16 protein-coding genes are annotated in these 15,991 nt (G+C 59.0%); 4 read left to right on the forward strand and 12 right to left on the reverse strand.

What is annotated here, in order from left to right:
• Positions 1-183 precede the first annotated feature (183 nt).
• The 9 genes from AC1DSG_RS06645 to AC1DSG_RS06685 form a co-directional block, all read right to left on the reverse strand.
• The gene (locus tag AC1DSG_RS06645) at positions 184-1,341 is read right to left on the reverse strand and encodes a glutathionylspermidine synthase family protein (RefSeq protein WP_477790161.1); all 1,158 of its coding nucleotides are present in this window, start codon (positions 1,339-1,341) and stop codon (positions 184-186) included.
• A 12-nt stretch (positions 1,342-1,353) separates the two neighbouring features.
• Positions 1,354-2,064, reverse strand: a complete 711-nt coding sequence (locus tag AC1DSG_RS06650) for a DUF1190 domain-containing protein (protein WP_477790162.1) — start codon at positions 2,062-2,064, stop codon at positions 1,354-1,356.
• Positions 2,065-2,083: 19 nt separating this feature from the next.
• Positions 2,084-2,512: a DUF350 domain-containing protein gene (locus AC1DSG_RS06655; RefSeq protein ID WP_477790163.1), complete on the reverse strand. Its 429-nt coding sequence runs from the start codon at positions 2,510-2,512 to the stop codon at positions 2,084-2,086.
• Positions 2,513-2,526: 14 nt separating this feature from the next.
• Entirely contained in the window at positions 2,527-3,201 is a 675-nt protein-coding gene (locus AC1DSG_RS06660; protein WP_477790164.1) for a DUF2491 family protein, read from the reverse strand.
• 64 nt (positions 3,202-3,265) lie between these two features.
• Complete coding sequence (locus tag AC1DSG_RS06665) at positions 3,266-3,829, reverse strand: rhomboid family intramembrane serine protease (RefSeq protein WP_477790165.1); 564 nt, start codon at positions 3,827-3,829, stop codon at positions 3,266-3,268.
• A 199-nt stretch (positions 3,830-4,028) separates the two neighbouring features.
• Positions 4,029-4,727, reverse strand: a complete 699-nt coding sequence (locus AC1DSG_RS06670) for a PspA/IM30 family protein (RefSeq protein WP_477790166.1) — start codon at positions 4,725-4,727, stop codon at positions 4,029-4,031.
• Between the two features lie 20 nt (positions 4,728-4,747).
• Positions 4,748-5,437, reverse strand: coding sequence for a YjfI family protein (locus AC1DSG_RS06675; protein WP_477790167.1), 690 nt, complete (start codon positions 5,435-5,437; stop codon positions 4,748-4,750).
• A 143-nt stretch (positions 5,438-5,580) separates the two neighbouring features.
• Entirely contained in the window at positions 5,581-6,405 is an 825-nt protein-coding gene (locus tag AC1DSG_RS06680) for an alpha/beta fold hydrolase (RefSeq protein ID WP_477790168.1), read from the reverse strand.
• A 36-nt stretch (positions 6,406-6,441) separates the two neighbouring features.
• Positions 6,442-6,993, reverse strand: a complete 552-nt coding sequence (locus tag AC1DSG_RS06685) for a cysteine hydrolase family protein (RefSeq protein WP_477790169.1) — start codon at positions 6,991-6,993, stop codon at positions 6,442-6,444.
• A gap of 102 nt (positions 6,994-7,095) precedes the next feature.
• Here AC1DSG_RS06685 and AC1DSG_RS06690 point away from each other — a divergent pair, with 102 nt between their 5' ends.
• The 3 genes from AC1DSG_RS06690 to AC1DSG_RS06700 all read left to right on the forward strand — a co-directional run bounded on the left by AC1DSG_RS06690 (position 7,096) and on the right by AC1DSG_RS06700 (position 10,243).
• Positions 7,096-8,088 (forward strand): GlxA family transcriptional regulator, encoded by a 993-nt coding sequence (locus AC1DSG_RS06690; RefSeq protein WP_477790170.1) that lies wholly within the window; start codon positions 7,096-7,098, stop codon positions 8,086-8,088.
• A 297-nt stretch (positions 8,089-8,385) separates the two neighbouring features.
• On the forward strand, positions 8,386-9,495 hold the full coding sequence (locus AC1DSG_RS06695; protein WP_477790171.1) for a DUF3182 family protein: 1,110 nt from the start codon (positions 8,386-8,388) through the stop codon (positions 9,493-9,495).
• On the forward strand, positions 9,485-10,243 hold the full coding sequence (locus AC1DSG_RS06700) for an alpha/beta hydrolase family protein (RefSeq protein ID WP_477790172.1): 759 nt from the start codon (positions 9,485-9,487) through the stop codon (positions 10,241-10,243). The genes AC1DSG_RS06695 and AC1DSG_RS06700 overlap by 11 nt, the downstream gene beginning before the upstream one ends.
• 125 nt (positions 10,244-10,368) lie before the next feature.
• Here the strand turns inward: AC1DSG_RS06700 and AC1DSG_RS06705 are convergent, their stop codons facing one another.
• From AC1DSG_RS06705 to AC1DSG_RS06715, 3 genes are read right to left on the reverse strand one after another with little or no spacing between them, the layout of a single operon-like run.
• Positions 10,369-11,355 carry a lysylphosphatidylglycerol synthase domain-containing protein gene (locus tag AC1DSG_RS06705; protein WP_477790173.1) on the reverse strand — a complete coding sequence of 329 codons (987 nt, stop codon included), beginning with the start codon at positions 11,353-11,355 and terminating at the stop codon, positions 10,369-10,371.
• Entirely contained in the window at positions 11,342-12,634 is a 1,293-nt protein-coding gene (gene clsB, locus AC1DSG_RS06710; protein ID WP_477790174.1) for a cardiolipin synthase ClsB, read from the reverse strand. Before clsB ends, AC1DSG_RS06705 begins: the two co-directional genes overlap by 14 nt.
• Positions 12,631-13,428, reverse strand: a complete 798-nt coding sequence (locus AC1DSG_RS06715) for an endonuclease/exonuclease/phosphatase family protein (protein ID WP_477790175.1) — start codon at positions 13,426-13,428, stop codon at positions 12,631-12,633. Before AC1DSG_RS06715 ends, clsB begins: the two co-directional genes overlap by 4 nt.
• Positions 13,429-13,827: 399 nt before the next feature.
• Between AC1DSG_RS06715 and AC1DSG_RS06720 the strand changes: the two genes are divergently transcribed.
• Positions 13,828-15,954, forward strand: a complete 2,127-nt coding sequence (locus AC1DSG_RS06720; protein ID WP_477790176.1) for a mechanosensitive ion channel family protein — start codon at positions 13,828-13,830, stop codon at positions 15,952-15,954.
• Positions 15,955-15,991 lie beyond the last annotated feature (37 nt).

Consider the following 15,991-nt stretch of genomic DNA (forward strand, 5'->3'; position numbering starts at 1 on the left):
GTCGGCCACCACCGTGAAGTCATCGAACTTTGCTTCAAGCCGAAGGTTGTCGAGAAAGTTGACCTTGATTTCCATTGGGGATTACCAGAATAACGGGCTAGACGAATTGGCCGCCATTATCCGGCTTTTCAGGCGTATGTCTTGCGGGCGTCTTACTATATGTCCACGCCGGCGATGGATGGGTCAGTCGAGGATCAGGTGCGGCAAAAAGCGGCTCGAATCCTTAGTGATCAAACTGTTGTCTTCCCGCACACCAATACCGGCCGCCTGATCGCCAATCACCCAAGAGCCAATCAGCGTGTAGCTGTCGCCAAATTTGGGCAGCGGTGCGAATTCCTGAAGGATAAACGGCGCATCGGTGTAGGGCCCGTCCTCTTTCACGATCAGACCATCGGTGGTTTGCAGCTCGATGTTGGCGCCTTCGCGGGAGAAGAACGGTTTGCGCACCCAACCCTTGGGCACTGCTTTATTCGGCTTGGTATCCAGGTGCGCCGCGAGCAGGTTCGGGTGACCTTTGTTGAACTTCCACAGCAACGGCAGGATGCCCTTGTTGGAGATAATGGATTTCCAGGCTGGTTCGAAAAACTGCGTATCGCTCTGGGCAATCGCGGCGCCAAAGGGCTCGTGGAAGATGAATTCCCAGGCGTGCAGTTTGAACAGGTGCGGGATCCAGCGATCTTCAAGATCGACAAAACGTCCGTCACTGCTCAGGCCGATGTCTTCGATATCGATGTGCCGGGATTCGATGCCGACTTTCTCGGCGACCAGTCGCAGGTAATCGGTGGTGCCTTTGTCTTCGACCGRGTGTTTCATCGAGGCGAAATAGAACGGCTGCTTGAGCTGCAACTGAGCAAAGGCCTGATGCAGCTTGGTGTCGATGCTGTTGAACTGGTCGGCTTGTTTGGGCAACAAACCACGTTCGATGCATTGCTCCAGCCAGCCCCATTGAAACGCAGCGGCTTCATACAGGCTGGTCGGCGTGTCGTAGTTGAGCTCCAGCAACTTGGCCGGCCCGGTGCCGTTGTAGGAGAAATCCATGCGTCCATACAAGTGCGGGTGGCCTTCGAGCCATGACGTGCGAATCATGTCGTAGAACACCGGGGGAATACTCAGGCGCTCCAGCAATTCTTCGTTCTGCACCACCCGGGCCACCAGATCCATGCACATCTCATGGATCTCGGTGGTCGGGTCTTCCAGGTCGTTTTCGATCTRTTTGAGCGTGAACTGGTAATACGCGCTCTCGTCCCAATAGGGTTCGCCGTCGATGGTGTGAAACAGAAAGCCGAGACCTTCGGCGGTTTGCCTCCAGTCATGACGCTCTGCGCATTGAATTTTTTTCATGGCCCGGTTTCCTTAACTGCTCGACCCGCCGCCCCAGCCGCTGCGCGCACTGGCTTTGCTGCCGAAGCCGCCACGCGACGTCGACGAGGCTGCGGAAATCGGCTTGCTGGCCGATTTACTGATAGACGAACTGTACCCGCTGCCGTATTTCGCCTGGTTGGATCGGCTAAACGTTGAACCGTTGGCAATGCGTTGGTTGAGCGTTGAATTGTTGTAGTTACCGCGATTATCGCGGTAGCGGTAGACCGGCTGGGAGTAATAGCTGTTGCGGTTGTTGCTCAGCATGTTGCCGATCAACAGTCCGGTCAGCAGGCTGCTGGTGGAGAAGCCCGAGCCACCGGTGTTGGCTTCCGAGGCGGGGAGTTGTGCCTTGGCGGCGTCCACCTGGGCTTGCGTCACCTGGCCATCGGCTGTGAGCTCGAAGCCGCCGAGTTTGGGGATGAACTTGCCGGCCGAATCCTGCTGGCACCAGTCGGCGACAAAGTCGGCATCGCAATCAGCCTGGTTGTCATACACCGGCGCAATACGGCGATGCTCGGCCATGGCGCTCATGTAGGCGTCCGAGCAGACGTCCACCGGGAGTTTTTCATCGGCGCATTGCTGAACGGATTGAAAGTTGTACTTCTTCTGCACCGGGTAGGTTTTCTCTGTTGGCCCGCAACCGGATATCGCCATGGCGACCGATGCTGCCAGCGAGAGCTGAACGTACTTGCTTCGTTTCATCGGGGGCTCCGCTGCGCAATCAATTCTGGGAAGGGGTCATGCACGCGGCATTCAACATGCCGACGCTGATGGCCACAGCCGCGACATAGATGCCCGCCGCAATCTCACCTTTTTTGATGCGTTCCGAGGTGCCTTTCAGTACCAGGCTGCTCATCAGGAATGCCAGCAGTTGTACAAACGCAGCGATCACCGCCCAGACGACGAAGTCCAGGAGGCTGATCGAATAGGCAATTACATTGCTGGCCGGAATGGCGAAGCCGATGATGGCGCCACCCAGTGCAATCGCAGCCGCCACGTTGCCCGAACGGATCAGTTCGAATTCCTTGTGCGGTGTGATGCGGGTGTAGATGAACTGGAACAGCGCGAACAGTATGGCGGCGCCGAGAATGTACGAAACAAACCCGAGCACGGCCGCCGGGTTCAAGGAGATGGAGAGTGCTTCAAGCATGGACGTCTTCCTTGTTAAAAAGTATTCAAGTCGGTGGTGTACAGCGAGATACCCAGCGACGTGCTCAAACTGATGGTGCCTTCGGCGTCTTCTTCGACGGAAAACAGCAGGAATTCCCGGCGATCGGTCAGGCCAGTTTCGCGGGCGTACAGCATCGAACGGTGCTCGATGCTGTAGGAGTCATCCGGATTTTTCAGCTGTTCGCTCAACGCCACCAGTTCTGTCTGGCCATTCTCGGTGCCCCATTCGCGGGTGTATTCGACACCGTTGTGGGTGTAGGTCGGCAGCCCGATCGGGCTTTGCGGGCCGGCCAGCCGACGCAGTTCCGCTTCGCTGCTGATGGTGATGTAGCTGAGGTAATTGAACAGGATCACCGACTCGACCTGTCCGACGATTGCGCCGGTGGTGTGCACTTGCAGCCAGTAGTCTTCATCGTTCATGTAATAGCGCGAGAGCCAGGTCGATTGTCCGAGATCGATGGTGCCGGCGCTCCAGATCTGCTGGGAGCCCGGAATCGTCACCGTAGTGTTGCCATCGAGCAACAACCTCAGGCTGGAGTCGAACATTACGCTCTTGCCCGATGCCAAGCCCAGCGGGCCGGTGACGGGTAACGTGTCGTTGGCGGTCCGTTTCGACTGGATGTCCGTGTTCGGAGCCTCAAGCCCCAGCAACTGTTTAAACCATCCCATTGGAAACTTCCTTCAGGCGAGTGGAGGCGATGCAATCGCTTCGGCATCCGAGTGTTCAAGTGCGCTACCGGGCGGCATTAAATCTGCCGCGTGGCGCGGATAAAAGTACTTTGGCGGCAATGAATCCGGCGAATGCCCCGAATAGATGGCCTTCGAATGAAATGCCCCGTCGAGGTAAAAAGCCAAAGATCAGGCCGCCATATAACAGGGCGACGACGCCCGCCGTGATCAGGTTGCCCCAGCTCTTCTGGAACCAGGCGCGCGACAGAATGTACGCCCACAGCCCGAATACCCAGCCACTGGCGCCGATGTGTACGCCTGCGAAACCGAACAGCCAGACCAGCAAGCCGCCCAGCAAAATAATGATGGCGCTGACGGCCATGAACCGATTGAGTCCTTCGACCATCACCAGCGTACCCAGTACCAAAAAGGCCGCCAGATTGGCGCTCAGGTGCGAAAAGGACGCGTGCAAAAATGGCGAAGTGACGATGCCGAGCAGTCCATTCATGGTTCTCGGAATCAGGCCGAATGCCATAAGGCTGTAGCCGGTCGCGGCATTGATCACTTGCAGCGCGACCATGAAGATGGCCAGGCCGGCGACTATCTTGAAACCCTTCAGGGTATCCATTCGTGACCTCGACTCGAAAAAAGAAGGGCAATCAATGCTAATGCCCGATCAGTTAAGTAATTTCTGCAGTAACGCTATTTTTGTAGCAGCTGGCGCAGCCTGCGTTCGGCTGCGCAGGCTTCGCCAGCTGCTACCGATCGCGTTATGGCTTAGCTGATCGGCATTGGGCAATCTTCTTTTCGGAGTGTTACGGGGTCGATTACTCGGCCGATTTTTGCTTCAGGCGTTCCAGGATCGCGTTGGCGCTGCCTTCGTTCGGCGTGATGCCTGCTTCGCGCAGTTTGCGCTCCAGGTCATTGCCGGTCGATGCGTCGGCCAGTTCGTCCTGTGCTTGCAGTTCTGCGGCGCGTTGTTGTTGCTTGGCCTGCAAACGGTTCAGGGTGCCGACGGCGGTTTCCAGCTTGCCGTTGGCGCCGCCGCTGGCGATGGAGGCGCTGACCTGGGCTTTCTGTACGCTATCGCGCGCCTTGGCCATGTCTACTTGCTGGCGCAGGCTTTTGATGCGCGCTTCGGCCTTGGTGATGTCTTTACGCATGCTGTCCGCGTAACCACCGAATTCGCTGGCCTGCTTTTGCTCGACATCGAGTTCGTTGGTCAGGGTCGAAATCGCTTCGGCCACTTCCAGCGCCAGGTCTTCGCGGTTGGCCTGGATCGCGGCCATGGCCTTGGATTCCAGGTCCTTGATTTTGGCGTTGTACTCGCTGACGCGGTCGGCCGACAGTTTGTGCTTGGCCATGATGGTGACCAGCTCACGCTTGGCGTTGGCCAGCGCGCTGTCAGCATCGCGAATTTCCTGGTCGAGAATGCGCAGGGCCTGTTGGTCGACGATCGATTCGCCCACTTCAGTGGCGCCACCGCGCAACGCGGTGAACAACTTGCTCCAGATGGACTGAGTCATTGGATCTTCCTTCCTGATAATTACTTGAAGAAGCGTTCGAAGGCTTCGATGGCCCGCTGGACGTTGTCGACCAGGGTTTTCACCTCGGTCACCACGTTGGTCAGGCTGGAGTCGGAACTCAGTGCGCCGAACATGTTGTATACGACCTGGCCGTTGGGCATGGACTCGATACCGATCGAGGACAGCGGGAACATTTCCCTGCTGCGCAGCACGGCATCGTTGAAGGCCGGTACGTCGTTGATGGACTCGACGTCGACCAGAACGGTGTCGACGATGATCTGCTCACCGGCGACGGCAATGTGGATTGGCAGACCGCCAAACTCGTTCATTTCCAGCCTCAGGCTGGGTTCGGCGCTCTGGATCAGGGAAAGGGTGATCTCTTTCGAAGCCACCTCATCCAGGGCATTGAGGGCGTTGAAGAGGCTATCGATGTTCCAGTTGTTGCTTGCGCTCATGTAATTCTCCGACAGAAATGAGCCAGCCAGAATCGGTTGGCGTAGCTGTTGTTCCATCTGCTTGAGCAGGCTTCGGTTTTCCGGAAGCACCCAAGTTTCGTGTTTCACATAGCCGGCGGCTGCCAGGCCTGCACGCATCTGCTTCATGTAGAAGCTTGATGGTTTTTTCACGGACGGTTTCGAACGCTCTCCCTTGGGGCTTTTTGATGTAGCAACAGGCTCGCGAGGCGGGTCTGACGGGGAGCGGCTTTTCATGGGGTGACTCCGTTGTGAACATCTCACGCGTGAGCAACCCTACAACCAAAGAAGTACACCATCAACGGCTCACGCGTGAGATTTTGTTACCGCAAGCGAAAAGGCCCGCAGCAAGGCGGGCCTGTAGTATTTCAAGGTGTTTCTCAGCCTTTGGCGAAGGCCAGCATGTCCGCATTCACCTGTTCTTTATGGGTGTCCGTGAGTCCATGTGGCGCTCCTGGATACACAATCAGTTGGGCATGTTCGATCAACCGCTTACTCTCCAGCCCCGCGGCCTGAATCGGCACAATCTGGTCGTCATCGCCATGGATGATCAAGGTCGGCACATCGAACTTCTTCAGGTCTTCACGGAAATCGGTTTCCGAGAAGGCCTTGATGCTGTCCAGGGTGTTCTTGTGACCGCCCATCATCCCTTGCATCCAGAACGAGTCGATCAACCCTTGTGATGACGTGGCGCCAGGGCGGTTGAAGCCGAAGAACGGACCGCTGGCGACATCCTTATAAAGTTGTGAGCGATCGGCGATGGAAGCGGCGCGGATACCGTCAAACACTTCAATCGGCAGGCCTTTGGGGTTTGTGTCGGTTTTCAGCATCAATGGCGGCACCGCGGAAATCAACCCGGCCTTGGCCAGACGTCGAGTGCCGTGGCGACCGATGTAGCGGGCGACTTCGCCACCACCCGTCGAGAAGCCAAAAAGGATCACGTCCTTCAGGTCCAGGTGTTCGATCAACTCGGCCAGGTCATCGGCGTAATGATCCATGTCGTTGCCTTCCCATGGCTGGCTCGACCGGCCATGGCCCCGACGATCATGCGCGATAGCTCGGAAACCGTTGTTGGCAAAGTGCAGCATCTGCGATTCCCAACTGTCGGCGCTCAAGGGCCAGCCGTGGCTGAACACCACCGGTTGTCCGCTGCCCCAGTCCTTGTAATAAAGCGTGTTGCCTTCGCGAGTCGTCAGAGTAGCCATGTCGATGATCTCCGGTGAGGTGCGTGGGTCGTACGTTTAATTGCGCGACAGGAATTCGTCGGTGGACACCACGCTGGCATAGGCAAAACCCAGGGCCGACATGAACGCGGCATGGACGTGGGCTGCCGGCACAGTAAGGCCGTTGAACTCCAGATCACGTGAGGCACAGGCATCATGGATGACCGTGACGGTGTAGCCGAGGTCGTTGGCGGCGCGGGTGATGCCGTCGACGCACATGTGGCTCATGCTGCCGACCACCACCAATTCCTTGATTTCTTGCTCATCGAGGATCGACTTTAGTTCAGTTTCCCGGAACGAGTTCACGAAGTGCTTGAGGACGACAGGCTCGTTGGCGAGGTTGAGCACTTTGGGGTGCAACTTCGCGCCTTCGGAGCCAGGGGTGAAGAACGGTGCTTCTTCAGAGGTGAATTCGTGGCGGATATGCACCACCGAATCTCCGGCCTCACGAAAAGCCTTGAGCAGACGAACGGCGTTATCCGCCGCGGCGTCGGCGCCGGCCAGCGGCCACTTGCCTTGTGGGAAGTAGTCGTTTTGGATATCAACTACGATGAGTGCTTGCTTGGCCATGATGGTGTCCTCGAAGTGCGTGGTGGGTGTGGAATGAAGTATTGGGTTTAGCAGGCCGTCCGAGGATTGGCCGCACCGACAATAGAAGGGGGAAAACTGACAATGGACGCACAAAGGCCAATCGCCGAGCTGGGCGTGCTGATTTATCCCGGTGCGCAGATGGCGGCGGTGCATGGGCTGACCGACCTGTTCGGGGTGGCCAACCGGATCGCCGCCGAGCATCAGGCTGCGCGATTGCCGCTGCTGCGGGTCAGCCATTGGCAAGTGGAGGGCGATCAGGTGCCGGTTCGGGTCTACGACAGTCATCCCGCGCCGGACTCAGCCTTGGTGGCCGTGTTGATCCCACCGTCGATTTCCAGTTTTTACGCCGGTCAGGTGCCGCAGGCGCTGCTTCACTGGGTGCGTCAGCAACACGCTCGCGGCGCAACCCTGGGTGGCGTCTGTGTGGGCTCGATTCTCTTGGCCGAAAGCGGCCTGCTCGACGGCCGCAGCGCCACCACTCACTGGACCTCGGCCAAAGCCTTCGCCGAACGTTACCCGGCGATCAAGCTCAAGGCCGATACGCCGATTGTCGACGACGGCGACCTGATCACCACGGCCGGGCTGATGGCCTGGTCCGAGTTGGGATTGCGCCTGGTGGACCGTCTGCTGGGGCCGAGCATTGCCACCGGCACCGCACGGTTTCTGGTGGTGGAACACAGCGACAGTGCGAGCGAGTGCGGCAGCAACTTTTCACCCATTCTCAGTCATGGCGACGCGTCGATTCTCAAGGTCCAGCACTGGCTGCAAAGCACCGGGGCGACCGATGTATCGCTGATGGTCATGGCCGAGCGGGCAGGGCTGGAAGAGCGCACGTTCCTGCGTCGCTTTCGCGCGGCGACCGGGCTCAAGCCGACCGAATACTGCCAGCACTTGCGGGTCGGCAAGGCCCGGGAAATGCTCGAGTTCACCAACGGCACCATCGATCACATTGCCTGGACCGTGGGGTATCAGGATCCGAGTGCGTTTCGGGCGACGTTCAAGAAGATTACCGGGCTGGCGCCGAGTGATTACCGGACGCGGTTTGGTGTGTCGCCGACGACTGCAACCCGCTAGCGGCAGCACCTCAAATCCCTGTGGGAGCCAGCCTGCTGGCGATGGCGGCAGCACAGTCAACACTGAGTAGCTGACAGATTGCTATCACCAGCAGGCTGGCTCCCACAAGGGAGAGGGCGAAGCTGAATCGTGCAAAATGCAGGAGATGAATCGGCTGTCGTGCAGAATAAAACAGGCCAGGTGCCACTACCGTCTCAGCAACTGACTGATTCAAAAGCCATTTGCGGCGCACCCCGTTTGGCCTGAACTCTGCACCCCTCCCTTTACACTCATCAAACGCCCATTGTAGGGGGACGCATGACCCCAACAAACCGCAAAAAACTGGTGGTCGCCCATTCCGTGCACCCCGATGCGCCGCAGCATGAAGTCGAAACCAACCGCGCCCTGGCCCGATGGCTGGCGCAGATTCTGGGTCTTAAATACGGAGGTAGTTTCAATCAGGAGCGGCATAACGGCCGCGACCTTTATGTGCTGCCGACCCAGACGCTGGTGGGCGCCGCTGCCGCTCGGCAAGTGGGCGTAAAGGGGCCGGAAGATTTGTGGGGCGGTTACGTTGACCACGATTTCATCTGCACCAAGGCCATCAGCCATGGCTTGCTCAACAAAAATGCTTACGCCCCGCCAGGCTGGTCACCGCTGTTTTCCGAGCGCGTGCGTAACGTGGTGCTGGATGGCCTCAGTGTGTTCTCGCTCGACGATGCGCGACCCGCGGCCGAACACTTGCTCTACAGCGGCCCGATCCGCCTCAAGCCTGTGCACGCCTGCGCCGGACGCGGGCAGGAAGTGATCGAAAGCCTCGACCAGTTCGACGCCATCCTCGCYAGGCCCGAGGCCGGCAAGCTGTTCAGCGAAGGCTTGGTGCTGGAACAGGACTTGGGCAAGGTAATTACCCACAGTGTCGGCCAGAGTTTTATCGGCGACACCGTGCTGAGTTACTGCGGTGATCAATACTTGATCGAAGACGGGCAGGGTGAGCAGGTGTACGGTGGTTCCAACCTGCTGGTGGTGCCGGGGAATTACGAGGATTTGCTCAAGTTGCCCTTGCCTGACGATGTGCGGTTGGCGATCCAGCAGGCGCAAGTGTTTGACAGCGCCGCCGATGAGGCCTATCCCGGTTTTTATGCGTCACGGCGCAACTACGACATCGCCCAGGGCCTGGACAGCAACGGCAAACAGCGCAGTGGTGTGCTGGAGCAATCCTGGCGTATGGGCGGAGCCAGCAGCGCAGAAGTGGCGGCGTTGCAGAGCTTCGTCAACGATCCGGGGATGCGCGCGATTCGCGTGTCTTCGGTGGAAGCTTACATCGATCAACCGCTGCCAGCGGACGCCATCGAGGTGTACCGCGGCCCAGCAGAGAACAGTGACTTTCTACTCAAGTACGTAACGGTTAAATCCTATGACGGCTAGAAGCGAAACCATTCAGATCGACATCGACGATGAACAGATGAGCGGGACTTTTCTCAGCCCCAAATCCAAAGTCCCGGGCGTGCTGTTTGTGCACGGTTGGGGCGGCAGCCAGGAACGRGATCTGGAGCGGGCCAAGGGCATCGCCGGTCTGGGCTGTGTGTGCCTGACATTCGACTTGCGCGGCCACACCGGCGGCACAGGAATCCCGCTGACCCGAGTCACCCGTGAAGACAACCTGCGCGACCTGTTGGCGGCGTATGACCGATTGCTTGCGCACCCGGCGCTCGACACGTCGGCCATCGCAGTGGTCGGTACCAGTTACGGTGGCTATCTGGCCTCGATCCTGACCTCATTGCGTCCCGTGCGCTGGCTGGCACTTCGGGTACCGGCGCTGTACCGCGACGATCAATGGCACGCGCCCAAACGTGACCTGGACAAGATTGACCTGCGCGATTACCGCAGCACGTTGATCCGTGCCGACAGCAACCGCGCGCTGCATGCCTGTGCGCAATTCACCGGTGACGTGTTGCTGGTCGAATCCGAGACCGACGACTATGTGCCCCACGCGACCATCATGAGTTACCGCGCGGCCTGTCAGCAGACCCACTCCCTGACCCACCGGATTATCGACGGCGCCGATCACGCCTTGAGCGACCCGGTTTCACAACAGGCGTATACCTCGATCCTGGTGGACTGGATTACCGAAATGGTGGTGGGTGAGCGGTTGAGCATTATTCAATCGACTTGAGATTTGCAGTGTCTTGAAGAATATCGCTGGCAAGTCAGCTCCTACAGGATGATCGCGTTCCAATGTAGGAGCTGCGGTGCGACGATTCGACTTGCCAGCGAAGGCGGCCTCACAGTCACCGTAGATCACTTGGGTTTCCTGGAAATCCGCAACGACTTGGCCTTGGCCTCCACCACCAGATACATCACCAACGTAATCAACAACGGCAAGATGAAATAAATCGCCCTATACGCCAGCAACCCCGCCACCAGACTGCCCCGCGAAACCTCGTGTTGCAGCAGCGCCACAAACACCGCCTCCAGCACGCCAAGCCCCGCCGGAATATGCGTAATGACCCCGGCAATGGCGCTGATCAACAACACCCCCAGCACCAGCGGATAGTCCAGCTTGCTCGGCAACAAGGTAAAAATCACCGCCGCCATCAACGACCAGTTCAGCGCTCCCAGTGCCAGTTGCAGCACCGCCATGCGCAGTGACGGCAGGTTGATTTCCACCCCGCGAATCGCCCATTCCCGACGCTTGGAAAACCGGCAGGCCGCCAGATAACCCGCACTTACCAGCAACAACAAAACACCCACGCCTTGTAATGCGCCGCTGCTCAGTTTCCAGCCGGGCGGCATGCGCACCAGCCCGGTGCTGAACACCGCGCCGGCAATCACCATGTAGCCAAACCAATTGGTCGCCAGGCTCAAGCCGAGGATTTTTGCGATATTGCCCTTGCTCACGCCCAACCGTGAATACAGCCGATAACGCATGGCGATGCCGCCCACCCACGCACTCAGATTGAGGTTGAAGGCGTAGCTGATGATCCCCACCGGCAGGATCTGTTTCCACGTCAGGTCCTGGCGAATGTAAGTGCGGCCGATCAGGTCGAAACAGGCGTACACCAGAAAACTCACTAACGTCAGCCCCGAGGCGATGACTAGTGTGCGTACCTTGAAGTCGGCCAGGGTCTCGAACACTTCGTTCCATTCGAGGCGTTGGGCGAGCATCGTCAGCAGGACGATCAGCGCCAGGAAAAACAGCATCGTCAACKGCCGTTTCAAGCGGCTCCAACGGGATTTGCCCGAGTGCTCGGCGTGGGCGGTCGAGTGGGCTTCAGCGCGGGACATGTTGATCGCTCCCGGTCGGCTGAGTGAAGGCTTTCAGGCGCGGCTTGTGTGCCGGCAGCCAACCCGCCCAGGCCGGGAAATGCCGCAGGAAGTGAAACACCAGAAAACCGACCGTCATGTGCCAGATTCGTCCGCGCGGGGCCGTGTCGACGCACATGGCTTTGCAGTGGTTGTCGCTCAGGTGTTCAAGCCGTTCGAACAGCGTGCGGTTGAACGCCCGGTCGCGGATCAACACATTGGCTTCCAGGTTCATGGACAGGCTCAACGGGTCGAGGTTGCTTGAACCGACGGTGCTCCAATCCTCATCGACCAAGGCGACTTTGCCGTGCAGGGGCCGCTCGCAATACTCATGAATCTGCACGCCCGACTTGAGCAAATAGTCATAGGTCATGCGCGCCGCGAGTTTGGCCACCAGCATGTCCGGTTGGCCCTGCAGGATCAGCCGTACATCGACGCCACGCCGCGCTGCATTACGGATCTCGCGCAGCAAGCGATAACCAGGGAAGAAGTAGGCGTTGGCGATCACCACCCGGCGTTTGGCGCTACGCAATACCATGCGGTAAACCTCTTCGATATCGGTGCTGTGGTCGCCATTGTCGCGGTACACCAGCCGAACCTGGCCGTCATGATCGTTGACGGCGAGTTCCGAACGCCGTTGCCTGCGTCGCTGCCACCAGTATTTGGCGCGGGCCGGGCGACCGCATTGCAGCAGCGCGAAGTGATGAATGTCGGCCACCGCCGGGCCTTGCACTTCAACGGAATAATCCTGCTTGGCCTCGGGGCCAAAGTCGCCCAAATGGTCGGCGGAAAAATTGATCCCGCCGATGAAGGCAATCGTGCCGTCGACCACGACGATCTTGCGGTGCAGACGGCGGAACCAATTGGTGCGAATGCCCAGACGTTTAGGCGCCGGGTCGAATATCTGAACGTGCACACCGGCCTCGCTCAACGCAGCCAGGAACCCGGAGCTCAATTCGCCGCAGCCAAAACCGTCGAGACTGGCGGTGACCCGCACACCGCGCCGGGCTGCGTCGATCAGCACTTGCTGCATCTCATTGCCGACCTTGTCCTCGAACACGATGAAGGTTTCCAGGAGGATTTCACTCTTGGCCTGGCGCATGGCCTCGAACACCCGTGGGAAATACGCTTCACCGTTTTCCAGCAACTCGACCCGGTTGTTCCCCTGCCAGCCATAGTTGACATCCACCACGGCGGGTTTGCCGGTGGTCGGCGCGGCCAGGTGCTCCACGCTGGTTTTTTCCATCGACGGGATGCTCATAGTTCGATCTCCACCGACAGCGGTGCGTGGTCGGAAAGGTGAGACCAGGGACGCGCCGCCAACACCTGCGGACGACTGGCCTTGAGGTTACGCACATAGATGCGGTCGAGTCGTAATGCCGGCATTCGCGCCGGAAAACTACGTGCCGGTTTGCCGTGATGTTCGGCGAACACCTCGCGCAAACCGCAGGGCTTGAGCAGCACATCGGCCCGCTGGCGCCAGTCATTGAAGTCTCCGGCAACGATCACCAGCGCATCATCCGGCAACTCGGCAAGGTGTCGGCTCAACAGCTTGAGCTGTTCGGTGCGATGGGTTTCGCGCAGCCCCAGGTGCACGCAGATGGCGTGAACTTCCTGACCGTCGCCGGGCAGGCGCAGCACGCAATGCAGGAGACCGCGGTTTTCGTGGCCGCTGATTGAGACGTCGAGGTTGTCATGGCGAATGATCTGGAATTTCGACAGCAACGCATTCCCGTGATCGCCCGCCGGGTAGACCGCGTTGCGGCCATAGGCAAACTGTGGCCACAAGGTGTCGGCAAGGAATTCGTATTGCGGCATCGCCGGCCAATTGCTGTAGCGCATGGGGTGCTGTTCATGGGCACCGTGGACTTCCTGCAAAAACACCACGTCCGCAGACACACTGCGCACCGCTTCGCGCAACTCTGGCAGGATGAAACGCCGGTTGAGCGCGGTAAAACCTTTATGTGTATTGACCGTTAGCACGGTGAAACGGCGCTCGGTGGTGAGGGTTGGCGGGGGATCATCGGCTGCGCCGAGCGGCTCGGAAACGTTCATGGCCGCACGCCTTTGGCCAACGATTTGCCGGATGCGAACACACTCGCCAATAGGTGATGGACGTCACACAGGCCTTGGAGCCAGCCTGAAATACCAATATGAATCGCCGCCATGTCGCCTCCCGCCTGATGGCCTTCGCACAGCCCTGTCTTTTGATGACTGTCTGGCGTGGGAGAAAGTTTCGACAGGGCTACGGACGGTACAGGCCCACACAAAATCCAATGTGGGAGCGAGCCTGCTCGCTCCCACAAGGGGATTCGGTGACAGTTCCACCGATCAAGCCGGCCGCAAAGATCGAAGATTCGAGACCTTCAACGCTCTTAGCCGATTTACGCTTGTAGGCGCGGGCGAAGGCTGCGATCTTTCGCCTACTACGACTATTCAAAAGGAGCACTGCGTTTGCATCAGTTCAAGACTGCGATACTGCTGGCGCTGCTGCTCATGACAGCTAGTGTCGGCCTGCAAGCGGCGGCGATACCGGGCCTGCCGGCAACCAGCACCGCCGCGACACCACCGGCCCATCCGGAGCCGCTGGTCCAGGGTGGTTTGCTAGGGGCGATCAGTTCGAGCATCGATGAGGTCGAGGGAAAGCTCGATCTCAATGAGGAACTGGTCGATGCCTGGCGTCTGCGCGCAGACCGCGCCGCCGATGAAGTCGATCAACTGGTCAATCATCCGTCGGCGCGCTCCAGTTGGAGCGTGGCGGGGGATTTCCTGCTGTTGTCCGGTGTGTGGGCGGGCGTCTTTGCGTTGCTCTGGCTGCTTGGCGGGATGCTGGCCACGCGTCTGAGCCGGCACCGCTTGCTGCTCACCCGCGAACGTGGCCAGGCGGTACTCGGTTATGCCTTGCCTTACAGCATTCCGGCGCTAGTCAGCCTGCCGTTGACGATCATTGTCAGCCATTACTTGCCAGTATCCGCCGGCCGGGCCCTGGCGTTGTGTTTCTCTTATGCCACCAGCAGCGGCATCTTCGCCGCCTCACTGGTGCTGACATTGGTGGTCTTGTTCAACTCTGGCCACAAGCGCCGGGCGGTGCAGATCCTTCGTCAATACAGCCCACGGCCGTTGTTTGGAATCGGCTTTCTGGTCGCCATCAGCGATGCCCTGACCAGCCCGCAGATCGCCCACCAGTTGGGAAGCAATCTCACCAGCAGTGTCGCGGTCTTGACCGGGCTGGGGGCCTCGATTTCCTTTGGTTTGCTGGTGATCAAAATGCGTCGCCCGGTCGCGCATCTGATCCGCATTCTGCCGTTGGCCCAGCGCCTCAAACAGCCGGCACTGCGCGAGACACTGCGGGTTTTTTCCGGACTGTGGTACTGGCCGATTCTGTTGATGGTGATGGTCTCGGTCATGAACCTGATCAGCATCAGTGATGACAACCAGCAGGTGTTGCGCAGCGCTCTGTTCACCACCGTGTTGTTGATCGCGACGGTGTTTCTCAGCACCACGTTGCATCACTTGTTCAAGTCCCGCAGCGACCAAGCAGCGCGCCGCAGCAATGCCTACAAAGAGCGTTTCCTGAGCCTTTCACACGCGTTGCTGAGGATCGGCATGGCGATTGTGTTCATCGATATCCTGGGGCGAATCTGGGGGGTGTCACTCCTGGAATTTGCAATGAGCAACACGGTCGGGCGAGCGATCAGTGATTCGCTGGGCCGCATCGGTCTGATTTTCCTGGTGACCTGGATGGTCTGGGTGGTGCTGGACACGACGATTCAGGAAGCCCTGAAACCACCGGTCAACAAACGCTCTGCGCGCCAGCCAAGTACACGGGTGAAAACCATCCTGCCGCTGCTGCGTAATGCGATCAAAATCCTGCTGGTGGTGATTTGTGCGATCACCACCATGGCCAACCTGGGGATCAACGTCGCGCCGTTTCTGGCCGGCGCCGGGGTGGTGGGGCTGGCCATCGGTTTCGGCTCTCAGCAACTGGTGCAGGACGTCATTACCGGGCTATTCATCATTATCGAAGACACCTTGTCGATCGGTGATTGGGTGGTGCTCGATTCCGGGCATGCCGGCACGGTCGAAGGCCTGACCATCCGCACCCTGCGTCTGCGCGACGGCAAGGGCTTTGTGCACTCGGTGCCGTTCGGCCAGATCAAGGCGGTGACTAACCAGTCCAGGCAATTCGCTTATGCGTTTTTCTCGGTGCAGTTCACCTACGACACCGATGTCGACAAGGCGATCGAATTGATCCGCGAGGCCGGGCATTCGATCAGCGACGACCCGTTTCTCAAGTACAACCTGCAAGGGCCGCTCGACGTATTCGGGGTCGACAAAATGGACCTCAATGGCGTGGTGCTGACGGCGCAATTCCGCACCGTGTCGGGAGGGCAATACGCGGTGAGCCGGGCATTCAACCAGCGCTTGAAAAAGCTTGTGGATAACAGCCCGTGGGTGCATTTCGCGCAGACTTATCCACAGCAGGTTTTCATGCCCAAGCGGCAGATGGATGAGCCGGATGACGAAGTGGCGCGGGAACATTCGGCGGTGTTGATGCCGGATCAGCCGCGAACCCAGTGATTTGTGTTCCAGATCGTTCCCACGCTCTGCGTGGGAA

The sequence above is a fragment of the Pseudomonas sp. P5_A12 genome, assembly GCF_056400685.1.